We start from the raw sequence: 12,068 nt of genomic DNA, 5'->3' as shown, positions 1-12,068 counted from the left end.
ATAATGAAAGTCATTCTCACATGTCAGTCATTGACATTTACCTGAACGGTAGCTGAACAGGCTTGAAGATCAACCATTCTCAAATGCGTCACGGCCATTCCGGATGAAGCGAGCCGTGTCCGGGCTGCTGCGTTAAGATGCCAGCCACTCGAACAACAACAGGATTTGCCTCGATCCATGTCGGAAAAAGACACCATCGCCATTCAACTGGTGCGTGAAGCACTGCAGCAAAGTTGTGCCCCGGGCGTGGCCACGGCAGAAGTCTTGAACAAGGTCGGCGTCGATCCGGCGCTGCTGGCCACCGACGACGCCCGCGTCCCGGCCAGCCAGTACGCGCGGTTATGGCGATTGCTGGCGCGGCGGGGTGATGACGAGTTCTTTGGCATGGACCCGCGCAAGCTGAAATCCGGCAGCCTCGAGTTCCTCTGCCGCAGCGCGATGGCCCAGCCGAATCTGGCGGCCGGGTTGAGCACTGGTTTGAATTTTCTGTCGCTGATGTTTGAACGCTTGCCGGCGCAACTGGTGCACCAGCAAAGTCTGGCGGAGATCGTGCTGCTGGAGGACGAGCCTGAACCGCGCCGTGCCTTCACCTATTTCACTTACTGGATGATTGTCCATGGCGTGGCGTGCTGGCTGGCGGGGCGGCGGATTCCGATCCTGGCCATCGAGCTGCGCTGCCCGGCGCCGGAGTTCTGTGATGACTACCGGGTGATGTTCTCGGAAAACCTGCGCTTCGACCGGCCGCGCACACGGATGATTTTCGCCGCCGACGTGCTGGATCTGCCGATCAAGCGCAGTGCCGAGGAGTTGAAGCGCTTCCTCGCCCATGCCCCGGCCAACATTCTGGTGAAGTACCGCGACCCGGAAAGCCTCGCCAGCCGGATCAAGCAGGATCTGCGGCAGTTGCCCGCCGAACAGTGGCCGGAAACCGAAGCCCTGGCCCAACAGTTGTGCATGTCGGCCTCGACCCTGCGTCGGCGTCTGGCCGAAGAAGGGCAGACTTATCAAGGTTTGAAGGACAGCGTGCGCAAGGAGCTGGCGATCACCTGGCTGGCGGAGCCTTCGATCAGTTTTGTCGACATCGCCACACGCCTGGGATTTGCCGATGCGAGCTCGTTCTACAAGGCGTTTCGCAAGTGGTCCGGGACCAATCCGGGGCACTACCGCAGCCTGATTCTCAACGAAGCGGTCTGATCCTCGAATCGACGCAAACCTTGGCCAAACCAGTCATCCACTTTGAAGGCTTTGGCCATTGCCGCAACCGGCGTGCGGCGCGAGTATTCCTCTGATGTTTACGGTTCCCCGACCTAATAAAAACACAGAGGGATTCTGGCAATGCGCGATTACTTGTCTGCCACCGAACAGTTCAATTATCAGCACACCGTGGACGCCGCACTCAGCGGCTCGCTCGAGGCGCTCAACGCCTGCGTCGAATGTTGTGACCGTCACGCCTTGCCGGGGCGCATCGCGCTGTTCTGGGAAGGTCGCGATGGCGCCAGTGCGACTTACACCTTCAGCGACCTGCAGGACAAAGCCGCGCGTTTCGCCAATTTCCTGCTCGCCCAAGGCGTGCAGAAGGGCGACAAGGTCGCCGGCCTGTTGCCGCGCAATATCGAATTACTGATCACCGTGTTCGCCACCTGGCGCATCGGCGCGGTGTATCAACCGCTGTTCACCGCATTCGGCCCCAAAGCCCTCGAACATCGCCTGAACAGCTCCGGTGCGAAAGTCGTGGTCACCGACGCCGTCAACCGGCCGAAACTCAGCGAAGTTGCCGAATGCCCGACACTGGTCACCGTCGGCGGCCCGAAAGGCCAGGGCATCGTCCGTGGCGATTTCAGTTTCTGGGCCGAGCTGCCCAATCATTCCAGTATCTGCGAACCGGTGATGCTGACCGGCGAAGACCCGTTCCTGCTGATGTTCACCTCGGGCACCACCGGCCCGTCGAAAGCACTGTCGGTGCCGCTCAAGGCAGTCGTCGCGTTCCAGAGCTACACCCGCGATGCCGTGGATCTGCGCCCGGAAGATGCGTTCTGGAACGTCGCCGATCCGGGCTGGGCCTATGGCATCTATTTCGGCGTGACCGGCCCTTTGTCCATGGGCCACCCGATCACGTTCTACGATGGCCCGTTCACCCTTGAAAGCACCTGCCGGGTGATCAACAAATACGGGATCACCAACCTCACCGGTTCGCCCACGGCCTATCGCCTGCTGATTGCTGGCGGCGATGAATTCGCCAGGTCGATCAAGGGCAAGCTGCGCATCGTCAGCAGCGCCGGCGAGCCGCTGAACCCGGAAGTGATCCGCTGGTTCGCCGACAACCTCGGCGTGGTCATTCACGATCACTACGGCCAGACCGAATTGGGCATGGTGCTATGTAACCACCACGGCCTCGAACACCCGATCCACCTCGGCGCTGCCGGGTTTGCTTCGCCGGGCCATCGCATCGTGGTGCTCGACGACCAGTACAACGAACTTGGCATCGGTCAGCCCGGGATTCTTGCCATCGACCGCACACAGTCGCCGATGTGCTGGTTCGCCGGTTACGAAGGTGCACCGACCAAGGCCTTTGTCGGCGATTACTACCTGAGTGGCGACACCGTGGAGTGGAACCCGGACGGCAGTATCAGCTTCGTCGGCCGCAGTGATGACGTGATCACCACTTCAGGCTACCGGGTCGGCCCGTTCGACGTGGAAAGCGCACTGATCGAGCACCCGGCGGTGGTCGAAGCGGCGGTGGTCGGCAAGCCCGATCCGGAGCGCACCGAACTGGTGAAAGCCTTCGTCGTGCTCAACCCGCAATACCGCGCGGAACCCGCGCTGGCCGAAGAGTTGCGTCAACACGTGCGCAAGCGTCTGGCCGCGCATTCGTACCCCCGTGAAATCGAATTTGTCAGCGAGTTGCCGAAAACCCCGAGCGGCAAATTGCAGCGCTTTATCTTGCGCAACCAGGAAATCGCCAAGGCTCAAGAGGCCGCGGTGCACAACGTTTCAGCTTGAATCAGGAAGTCAGTCATGCAGATCGAGAACAAGGTTTTTATCGTCACCGGCGGCGCATCCGGCCTGGGTGCCGCCACCGCTGAGTTGCTGGTGAGCGCCGGCGCCAAAGTGATGCTGGTGGACATGAACGCCGAGGCCGTTGCCGCTCAGGCTCAGCGCCTCGGTGCGCAGAGCGTGGTCGCCGACATCAGCAACGAAGCCGCCGCCGAAGCCGCTGTACAGGCGACCGTCAAAGCCTTTGGCAGCCTGAATGGTCTGGTGAACTGCGCCGGCATCGTTCGCGGCGAGAAGATCCTCGGCAAGAACGGCCCGCACGCCTTGTCCAGCTTCGCCCAGGTGATCAACGTCAACCTGATCGGCAGCTTCAACATGCTGCGTCTGGCAGCGGCGGCGATTGCCGAAAGCGAAGCCAACGCCGACGGCGAACGCGGCGTGATCATCAATACCGCGTCCGTGGCTGCTTTCGACGGCCAGATCGGTCAGGCCGCGTATTCCGCGTCCAAAGGCGCCATCGCCAGCCTGACCCTGCCTGCCGCCCGTGAACTGGCGCGCTTCGGCATCCGCGTGATGACCATTGCTCCGGGCATTTTTGAAACCCCGATGATGGCCGGCATGACCCCGGAAGTGCGCGATTCGCTGGCCGCCGGCGTACCGTTCCCGCCGCGCCTGGGCAAGCCTGCCGAGTACGCCGCGCTGGTGCGGCATATCATTGAAAACAGCATGCTCAACGGCGAGGTGATCCGTCTCGACGGCGCCTTGCGCATGGCCGCCAAGTAAGGAGGATTTCCCATGACCATCTCCAACGATCCGATTGTCATCGTCAGCGCCGTCCGCACCCCGATGGGCGGTTTTCAGGGCGAACTGAAAAGCCTGACCGCGCCACAACTCGGCGCTGCCGCGATCAAAGCTGCGGTTGAACGTTCCGGTGTCGCCGCTGATGCGGTCGATGAAGTGCTGTTCGGCTGCGTACTGCCGGCCGGTCTCGGCCAGGCGCCTGCGCGTCAGGCTGCACTGGGCGCCGGGCTGGATAAGTCCACCCGTTGCACCACGGTCAACAAGATGTGCGGCTCGGGTATGGAAACTACGATTCTGGCCCACGACATGTTGCTGGCCGGCAGCGCCGACGTAGTGATCGCCGGCGGCATGGAAAGCATGTCTAATTCGCCATACCTGCTGGATCGCGCCCGTGCCGGTTACCGCATGGGCCACGGCCGGGTGCTGGACTCGATGTTCCTCGACGGTCTCGAAGACGCCTACGACAAGGGTCGCCTGATGGGCACCTTCGCCGAGGATTGCGCCGAAACCAACGACTTCAGCCGCGAAGCTCAGGACGCTTTCGCCATCGCCTCGACCACCCGTGCCCAGCAGGCGATCAAGGACGGCAGCTTCAAGGACGAAATCGTTCCGCTGACCGTGACCGTCGGCAAGGAACAAGTGGTGATCAGCAACGACGAGCAGCCGCCAAAAGCCAAACTGGACAAGATTGCTTCGCTGAAACCGGCGTTCCGCGAGGGCGGCACCGTGACCGCAGCCAACTCCAGCTCGATCTCCGACGGCGCCGCCGCACTGGTGCTGATGCGTCAGTCGCAAGCGCAGAAACAGGGGCTGAAACCGCTGGCGGTGATTCACGGCCACGCAGCGTTCGCCGACACCCCGGGCCTGTTCCCGGTGGCACCGATTGGCGCGATCAAGAAGCTGATGAAGAAAACCGGCTGGTCGCTGGATCAGGTCGATCTGTTCGAGGTCAACGAAGCGTTTGCCGTGGTCGGCATGGCGGCGATGACCCATCTGGAAATCCCACACGACAAGCTGAACATCCACGGCGGCGCTTGTGCACTCGGTCACCCGATCGGGGCCTCCGGTGCGCGGATTCTGGTGACCTTGCTCTCGGCCCTGCGCCAGAAAGGCCTGAAACGCGGCGTCGCGGCGATCTGCATCGGCGGCGGCGAAGCCACGGCGATGGCCGTCGAGTGCGTCTGAACCCGAGTTAAGGATTTGCCATGATTCCCAATGACGACCAGCAACAAATCCGCGACATGGCCCGGCAGTTTGCCGAGGAACGGCTCAAACCGTTCGCCGCCGAGTGGGATCGCGAACACCGCTTCCCGAAAGAAGCCATCGGCGAAATGGCCGGGCTGGGCTTCTTCGGCATGCTGGTGCCGGAGCAGTGGGGCGGTTGCGACACCGGTTACCTGGCCTACGCCATGGCCCTCGAAGAAATAGCCGCCGGCGACGGCGCCTGCTCGACGATCATGAGCGTGCACAACTCGGTGGGTTGCGTGCCGATCCTCAAGTTCGGCAACGACGACCAGCGCGAACGTTTTCTCAAACCGCTGGCCAGCGGCGAGATGCTCGGTGCCTTCGCGTTGACCGAACCTCAGGCCGGTTCCGACGCCAGCAGCCTGAAAACCCGCGCACGGCTGGAAGGCGATCATTACGTGCTCAACGGTTGCAAACAGTTCATTACCTCCGGGCAGAACGCCGGGATCGTGATTGTGTTTGCGGTCACCGACCCGAGTGCCGGCAAGCGCGGGATCAGCGCCTTCATCGTGCCGACCGACTCGCCGGGCTACAAAGTCGCTCGCGTCGAAGACAAACTCGGCCAGCACGCCTCGGACACCTGCCAGATTTTGTTCGAAGACGTCAAAGTGCCGGTGGCCAACCGTTTGGGCGAGGAGGGCGAGGGCTACAAGATCGCCCTGGCCAATCTCGAAGGCGGTCGTGTCGGCATCGCTTCGCAATCGGTGGGCATGGCCCGCGCCGCATTCGAAGCGGCCCGTGATTACGCCCGCGAGCGTGACACCTTCGGTAAGCCGATCATCGAGCATCAGGCTGTGGCGTTCCGCTTGGCGGACATGGCCACCCAGATCGCCGTGGCGCGGCAAATGGTGCATTACGCCGCCGCCCTGCGTGACAGCGGTCAGCCGGCGCTGGTCGAGGCGTCGATGGCCAAGCTGTTCGCCTCGGAAATGGCCGAGAAGGTCTGCTCCATGGCCTTGCAAACCCTCGGCGGTTACGGTTACCTCAACGACTTCCCGCTGGAGCGCATCTATCGCGACGTGCGGGTCTGCCAGATCTACGAAGGCACCAGCGACATTCAGCGCATGGTCATTTCGCGCAATCTTTGAGAAGGAATCTGCACATGAGTTACGAAACGATTTTGCTGGAAACCCATGGCCGCGTCGGCGTCATCACCCTGAACCGCCCGCAGGCGCTGAATGCCCTCAACGCGCAACTGGTCAGCGAAGTGAACCGCGCCCTTGATGGTCTGGAAGCCGACGCGAACATTGGTTGCATCGTCATCACCGGTTCGAAGAAAGCCTTCGCTGCCGGCGCCGATATCAAGGAAATGGCCGAGCTGACCTACCCGCAGATCTACATGGACGACCTGTTCAGCGACAGCGACCGCGTGGCCAACCGGCGCAAGCCGATCATCGCAGCGGTCAACGGTTTTGCCCTCGGTGGCGGCTGTGAACTGGCGCTGATGTGCGACTTCATCCTGGCCGGCGATAACGCCAAATTCGGCCAGCCGGAAATCAACCTCGGCGTGCTGCCGGGCATGGGCGGCACCCAGCGCCTGACCCGCGCCGTGGGCAAGGCCAAGGCCATGGAAATGTGCCTGAGCGGGCGTTTGATCGACGCGGTGGAAGCCGAGCGTTGCGGCATCGTCGCTCGCATCGTGCCAAGCGACGAGTTGCTGGATGAAGCGCTGAAAGTCGCGGCGGTGATTGCCAGCAAGTCGCTGCCGATTGCGATGATGGTCAAGGAAAGCGTCAACCGCGCCTTTGAAGTGAACCTGACTGAAGGTGTGCGCTTCGAGCGCCGGGTGTTCCATGCGGCGTTTGCGACGCAGGATCAGAAGGAAGGGATGGCGGCGTTTGTGGCCAAACGGCCGCCGGAGTTCCAGGGCAAGTAACGGTGTTCGCCCCCACGCATTGCGTGGGGGCGATTCATCAGAGTTGGTAGTTCTTCAGCTCCCGAGCAATCACCATCCGCTGAATCTCGCTGGACCCCTCGTAAATCTGGGTAATCCGCGCATCCCGGTAATACTTCTCCACCGGGTAATCCTCCAGATACCCATACCCGCCATGAATCTGAATCGCTGACGAGCACACCTTTTCAGCCATTTCCGATGCAAACAGCTTGGCCTGCGAAGCCTCCGACAGACAGGGTTTGCCCGCCGTGCGCAACCGCGCCGCGTGCAGGATCATCAGCCGCGCCGCGTTGATCTGCATCTGCATGTCCGCCAGCAGATTAGCGATGCTCTGGTGCTCGACGATGGCCTTGCCGAACTGCACCCGATCGCGGGCGTATCCCAGCGCCGCTTCAAACGCTGCACGGGCGATGCCCAGTGCTTGCGCGGCAATGCCGATGCGTCCGCCCTCAAGGTTGGACAGGGCAATGGCCAGGCCTTTGCCGCGTTCACCCAGCAGATTGGCCTCGGGAATACGGCAATCGTTCAGCGTCACGGCGCAGGTGTCGGAAGCGCGGATGCCCATCTTGTGTTCGGTGCGGTCGACGATGAAACCCGGCGTATCGGTCGGCACCAGAAACGCCGAGATACCGCGCTTGCCCAGATCCGGATCGGTGACGGCAAACACAATCGCCAGTTTCGCCCGCTTGCCGTTGCTGACAAATTGCTTGGCACCGTTGATCACCCATTGCCCGTCGCGCAGCTCGGCGCGGGTGCGCAGGTTGTGCGCTTCGGAGCCAGCCTGGGGTTCGGTCAGGCAGAAGCAGCCGATCACCGCACCGCTGGCCAGATCCGCCAGCCAGGTCTGTTTCTGTTCTTCGCTGCCGTAGTTGAGCACCGGCCCGCAGCCCACCGAGTTGTGAATGCTCATGAAGGCGCCGGTGGCGCCGTCACCGGCGGAAATCTCTTCCACCGCCAGCGCATAGGCCACGTAGTCGACGTAAGTGCCGCCCCATTCTTCCGGCACCACCATGCCCAGCAGGCCGAGTTCGCCCATCTTCGCCACCAGACCGTCATCGATCCAGCCGGCCTTTTCCCAGGCCTGGGCGTGGGGCGCGATTTCGCCACGGGCAAAGTCCCGGGCCATGTCGCGGATCATTACCTGGTCTTCAGTCAATTCGAGATCGTGCATGGCTCAGCTCCCGCTCTCTTCGAAACCGTGGAAGAAACTCGCGACATGCTCGGCGTGCAGCGCGGCAAGGGTCGGCGGGTTCCAGCGTGGTGATTTGTCTTTGTCGATCAGCAGGGCGCGCACGCCTTCGATCAGGTCGCCGCGCTCGAACCACTGGCGATCCAGATGCAATTCGAGGGCGAAGCAATGTTCCAGGCTCAGGTGCCGACCGCGACGCAGCATCTCCAGGGTCACACCCATGGCCAGCGGCGAGCGGGTTTCCAGCAGGTCCGCGGTGGTGGTTGCCCATTCGTGGCTGTCGGCAACGGTGACGGCGCGCAGTTGTTCGACGATGCTCGGCACGTCAGGCAAGGCGAAGAAGTGGTCGATGGCCGGGCGCAGGGCTTCCAGCGGCGCATCCGGCAGGGTTTGCACGGCGTGGCGGGCCAGCAGGTTTTGCAGGTCTTTCAGCGGCGTGTCGTGCCACTCCAGGTGATCGAGCTGTTCGTCGAGGGTGCCGAGTTTGCTGCTGTCCAGATACCAGTCGGCGAGGCCGCAATACAGCGCATCCGCCGCACGAATCTGTACGCCGCTGACGCCCAGGTAAATCCCCAGCTCGCCAGGAATGCGCGGCAGGAAATAACTGCCGCCGACATCCGGGAAATACCCGATCGCCACTTCCGGCATCGCCAGACGGCTCTTTTCGGTGACCACCCGCAGATCGGCGCCTTGCACCAGGCCCATGCCGCCGCCGAGGACGAAACCGTCCATCAGCGCCAGCACCGGTTTGCGGTAATGGTGGATCGTCAGGTCGAGGGCGTATTCCTCGACGAAGAAATCTTCGTGCAGCGTGTCGCCGCTTTTATGACTGTCGTAAAGGGAACGAATGTCGCCACCGGCACAGAAGGCTTTCTCGCCGGCACCGCGCAGCACGACGGCGTGGATATTGGCATCAGCCGCCCAGGCGTCCAGGTGTTGCTGGAGCTGGCGCACCATGTCGAGGGTCAGGGCATTGAGGCCGGCGGGGCGGTTGAGGGTGAGGTGACCGATGTGATTGCGAACCTCGGCCAGCACTTCGTTTTGCGTGGCATCCATGGACGAAGTCCGCGGGGATGAAGCCTGAGCAGTCATCACTAACTCCCTGCTTTTATTGTCTTTATTCGAGAAGCCCGCGCGCGGGCGTTAGCGGATCGTAACAGTGCAAATTTGCCGTGTACAACGGGGATATGTGCATGGGGTGTCTGCATTTTTGCCTTGGGCTGAATGCATGGGATCGCGGCTTCTTTTCAATCGACAACGCTGACAGGGGCAGACTCTGGACTCAGCGGAACACCTGGCCAATGCTCCGGCGCTTGGCATGCAATTCACTGGCGTGAATCAACTGTTCCAGATCCTCCGGCGTGACGTCGATAAACGCCTCCATATCGGCCAGCGCCAATTTCAGATCCTCGGCGGTGATGGCCTGGGAATCGACCGGCGCCACGGCCGGCGCAGGTTCGGCGGGGCGTTTCGGGTAGCGGATGCGGGTCAGGTTGTTGTAGGCCACAGCGGCCAGCAGCATGCACGCGGCGCTGAGCATCACTGGCTCCAGGGCTTTCCAGTCCATCGCGATGGTCGTCGGATCCGCCAGCACCATGGTCAAGGCCACCGCGCCGGCCGGCGGGTGCAGGCAGCGCAGCCAGCACATCAGGATCAGCGCCATGCCCGCCGCCAGACAGGCACTGCCCAATGTTCGGCCAAGGACATGAGCCACCAGCAACGCAACGACGCCCGCACACAGGTAACCGCCGATGATCGACCACGGCTGGGCGAGGGCGCCGGAGGACACGGCGAACAGCAACACCGCCGACGCACCCAGCGGGCCGATCAGGTGGTAGGCCACTTCGATGCCGAACACCTGACTGCAGGCCCACACGCTGAACAGCGTGCCGAGTGCCATGCCGATGGCGGCACGGCTCCATTCGGTGGGGCGGGTGTTGATGGCAGCGGGCAACCAGCGAGCGAGCATGAAGAAGCGATCCTTTGAAGAAAACCGGAGGCAAAAAAAAGGACTTGTCCGTCAACCCGGAAAGTCCTTCGAAGCGTTCCAACTATTGGGGGAGGAACGCGCACAGTGTGCCAAGCAATCACGATGCTGACAAATTCATATAAATGCATTTTCAGTGCATTATTTTTGAACTGTTTTGATACGACGGCCACTGACCACGCACAAGTATCCACCCAGCGCGGCCAGTGCACTCAAGGCATAGAACATGCTCGGCGCCGGAGTGTGCATCAGCAGGAAACCACACATCACCGGGCTCAAGGCGCCGCCCAGAGCCGCCAGGTTCTGCGCGCCATAGTAGCTGCCGCGCAAGGCTTCCGGGGCGAGGGTGTCGACGAACAGGAAGTCCGCCGGATAGATGATCATTTCGCCAAGAGTGAAGATGAACATGGCTACGCACCATCCGATGAGACTGTCAGCCATGCTGAAACCGATCAGCCCGCCGATGAACAACGCTGTGCCGCCGGCGATCCAGCGTCGCAGATGTTCACGCTTGAGCAGACGACCGATCTGGTATTGCAGCAGGATGACGGTAATCGCATTGCAGGCGAGCAAGGCGGCCATGGTGTCGAGCGTCTGCTGCTGGGTGTGGGTGACCAACAGATACTGCGACAGGTACAGCGTGAACCGCCCGTGAACCAGTGTGCTGAGCAGGCAGCCCAAAGTGAACAGGACCATCGTGCGGTCGTTCTTGAGGATTCTCAGGGTGTCCAGGAAACTCTGCGGCTGTTTGCCCGACGATTGCGGATCGGCTTCCCGCGAGACACCGAGCAGCAGAAACATGCTGCCGCAGGCAATCGCGCCCGCGACGATAAATGGTGCAGTGGGCTGGATGCCGGCAATTACTACTCCGATCATCGGGCCGATGGCGTAGCCGATATTGGTCAGCGTGTAATTCAGCGAAAACGCTTTCACGCGTTGGCCGACGGGCAGGTTCTCACTGAGGATGGCCTTGGAGCCAATCAGAAATAGCGCCGAAGCGGTTTCGCTGATGATCAGCACCAAGGTGACCAGATACAGGTTTTGCGCAAAAGTCAGCAGAATCAGGCCGACGCCACTCGACAGCATGGTCAGGATCAGCAACCGACGCTTGTCGAGGCGGTCGATGATGTAGCCGCCATAGAGTGACAGCAGCGTAGCGCTGAACACCGCGATGCCCAGCAACAGCCCGACATCCTGAGGGTCGAGACCCAGTTTGTTGCTCAGGAACAGGGTCAACAGAGGGCTGATCAGGGCGCGGCTGATGACGATGGTCAACGAGGTGATCATCAGCCGGCGAATTAGGCGCGAGTAAGTGGCCACGAAAAGATCAATGTCCTTATTTCAGGTTCGGATACGAGCGGCGTTGCCATCCTCACCGCGTGCCGGTTACCGGTCAAGCGTGCGCAAGACGGTCGTGATATCAGGCAAGCGTCAGGCGCATGGCGCAGCGACGTTCACCGGGAAGGCCGTGGGCAATTTCGTCGCTCAACGCCTCGGCAAGATGAGTTCCTATATTTTCGTCGTTCAGCACGACAAACCCCATCCGCTGATAGAACGGCGCATTCCACGGCAGGTCGCGAAAAGTGGTCAGCGTGACGGCCTCAAGTTGCTGCCGTCGCGCGTGTTCAATCACGCCCAACAGTAGCTTGCGACCGATGCCCTGGCCCTGAAAGTGTTGGCTGACGGACAGCTCTTCAACGTGCAACTGGTTGTCGATTTCAACGGCCCTTAAAAAACCGGCAAGTTGTCCGACAGTATTTTCTGCAATCCATACATGTCCTTGCTCGATGGCCTGCAAATGCTGCGCGGCGTCGGGTACATCGCTGTCGGCCAGCCAGGCCAGGGTCGGGTCGAGGCGGAACAGCTCGGCGGCCGAACGTTCGATGGCGGGGAGGGTGGCCGCGTCTGCGGGCCGGGCGGGGCGAATGAGAAATGTCATGCGGGAACTGCCGATGGCT

Annotated in this window: 11 protein-coding genes; 6 read left to right on the top strand and 5 right to left on the bottom strand. The window is 61.8% G+C overall.

The window, feature by feature from the left end:
* Nucleotides 1–177: 177 nt before the first annotated feature.
* The 6 genes from M5B44_RS15750 to M5B44_RS15725 all read left to right on the top strand — a co-directional run bounded on the left by M5B44_RS15750 (nucleotide 178) and on the right by M5B44_RS15725 (nucleotide 6,916).
* Complete coding sequence (locus M5B44_RS15750; protein WP_248739799.1) at nucleotides 178–1,194, top strand: AraC family transcriptional regulator; 1,017 nt, start codon at nucleotides 178–180, stop codon at nucleotides 1,192–1,194.
* Nucleotides 1,195–1,335: 141 nt separating this feature from the next.
* Nucleotides 1,336–3,000, top strand: a complete 1,665-nt coding sequence (locus tag M5B44_RS15745; RefSeq protein ID WP_248739798.1) for an AMP-binding protein — start codon at nucleotides 1,336–1,338, stop codon at nucleotides 2,998–3,000.
* Nucleotides 3,001–3,015: 15 nt separating this feature from the next.
* Nucleotides 3,016–3,777 (top strand): SDR family NAD(P)-dependent oxidoreductase, encoded by a 762-nt coding sequence (locus M5B44_RS15740; RefSeq protein WP_007918867.1) that lies wholly within the window; start codon nucleotides 3,016–3,018, stop codon nucleotides 3,775–3,777.
* Nucleotides 3,778–3,789: 12 nt separating this feature from the next.
* Entirely contained in the window at nucleotides 3,790–4,980 is a 1,191-nt protein-coding gene (locus M5B44_RS15735; RefSeq protein ID WP_248739797.1) for an acetyl-CoA C-acyltransferase, read from the top strand.
* 20 nt (nucleotides 4,981–5,000) lie between these two features.
* Nucleotides 5,001–6,128, top strand: a complete 1,128-nt coding sequence (locus tag M5B44_RS15730) for an acyl-CoA dehydrogenase (protein ID WP_011334278.1) — start codon at nucleotides 5,001–5,003, stop codon at nucleotides 6,126–6,128.
* A 14-nt stretch (nucleotides 6,129–6,142) separates the two neighbouring features.
* The gene (locus tag M5B44_RS15725; RefSeq protein WP_085709980.1) at nucleotides 6,143–6,916 is read left to right on the top strand and encodes an enoyl-CoA hydratase; all 774 of its coding nucleotides are present in this window, start codon (nucleotides 6,143–6,145) and stop codon (nucleotides 6,914–6,916) included.
* Between the two features lie 37 nt (nucleotides 6,917–6,953).
* Here the strand turns inward: M5B44_RS15725 and M5B44_RS15720 are convergent, their stop codons facing one another.
* The 5 genes from M5B44_RS15720 to M5B44_RS15700 all read right to left on the bottom strand — a co-directional run bounded on the left by M5B44_RS15720 (nucleotide 6,954) and on the right by M5B44_RS15700 (nucleotide 12,049).
* Complete coding sequence (locus tag M5B44_RS15720; protein ID WP_085709979.1) at nucleotides 6,954–8,105, bottom strand: acyl-CoA dehydrogenase family protein; 1,152 nt, start codon at nucleotides 8,103–8,105, stop codon at nucleotides 6,954–6,956.
* A gap of 3 nt (nucleotides 8,106–8,108) precedes the next feature.
* The gene (locus tag M5B44_RS15715) at nucleotides 8,109–9,215 is read right to left on the bottom strand and encodes an enoyl-CoA hydratase/isomerase family protein (protein ID WP_248739796.1); all 1,107 of its coding nucleotides are present in this window, start codon (nucleotides 9,213–9,215) and stop codon (nucleotides 8,109–8,111) included.
* A 190-nt stretch (nucleotides 9,216–9,405) separates the two neighbouring features.
* Nucleotides 9,406–10,092 carry an HPP family protein gene (locus M5B44_RS15710; RefSeq protein ID WP_248739795.1) on the bottom strand — a complete coding sequence of 229 codons (687 nt, stop codon included), beginning with the start codon at nucleotides 10,090–10,092 and terminating at the stop codon, nucleotides 9,406–9,408.
* Between the two features lie 159 nt (nucleotides 10,093–10,251).
* Nucleotides 10,252–11,430 carry an MFS transporter gene (locus M5B44_RS15705; protein ID WP_248739794.1) on the bottom strand — a complete coding sequence of 393 codons (1,179 nt, stop codon included), beginning with the start codon at nucleotides 11,428–11,430 and terminating at the stop codon, nucleotides 10,252–10,254.
* Nucleotides 11,431–11,530: 100 nt separating this feature from the next.
* Nucleotides 11,531–12,049, bottom strand: a complete 519-nt coding sequence (locus M5B44_RS15700) for a GNAT family N-acetyltransferase (RefSeq protein WP_248739793.1) — start codon at nucleotides 12,047–12,049, stop codon at nucleotides 11,531–11,533.
* Nucleotides 12,050–12,068 lie beyond the last annotated feature (19 nt).

Source organism: Pseudomonas sp. MWU12-2029, from assembly GCF_023242425.1.
Classification (GTDB): domain Bacteria; phylum Pseudomonadota; class Gammaproteobacteria; order Pseudomonadales; family Pseudomonadaceae; genus Aquipseudomonas; species Aquipseudomonas kribbensis.
The sequence above is the reverse complement of the archived record's forward strand: the minus strand, read 5'-3'. Positions and strand labels throughout refer to the sequence as shown.

Bases quoted from the DNA above. Each gene is read 5' to 3' on its own strand.
- M5B44_RS15750 (WP_248739799.1), top strand. From the start codon at position 178: ATGTCGGAAAAAGACACCATCGCCATTCAACTGGTGCGTGAAGCACTG.
- M5B44_RS15745 (WP_248739798.1), top strand. From the start codon at position 1,336: ATGCGCGATTACTTGTCTGCCACCGAACAGTTCAATTATCAGCACACC.
- M5B44_RS15740 (WP_007918867.1), top strand. From the start codon at position 3,016: ATGCAGATCGAGAACAAGGTTTTTATCGTCACCGGCGGCGCATCCGGC.
- M5B44_RS15735 (WP_248739797.1), top strand. From the start codon at position 3,790: ATGACCATCTCCAACGATCCGATTGTCATCGTCAGCGCCGTCCGCACC.
- M5B44_RS15730 (WP_011334278.1), top strand. From the start codon at position 5,001: ATGATTCCCAATGACGACCAGCAACAAATCCGCGACATGGCCCGGCAG.
- M5B44_RS15725 (WP_085709980.1), top strand. From the start codon at position 6,143: ATGAGTTACGAAACGATTTTGCTGGAAACCCATGGCCGCGTCGGCGTC.
- M5B44_RS15720 (WP_085709979.1), bottom strand. From the start codon at position 8,105: ATGCACGATCTCGAATTGACTGAAGACCAGGTAATGATCCGCGACATG.
- M5B44_RS15715 (WP_248739796.1), bottom strand. From the start codon at position 9,215: ATGACTGCTCAGGCTTCATCCCCGCGGACTTCGTCCATGGATGCCACG.
- M5B44_RS15710 (WP_248739795.1), bottom strand. From the start codon at position 10,092: ATGCTCGCTCGCTGGTTGCCCGCTGCCATCAACACCCGCCCCACCGAA.
- M5B44_RS15700 (WP_248739793.1), bottom strand. From the start codon at position 12,049: ATGACATTTCTCATTCGCCCCGCCCGGCCCGCAGACGCGGCCACCCTC.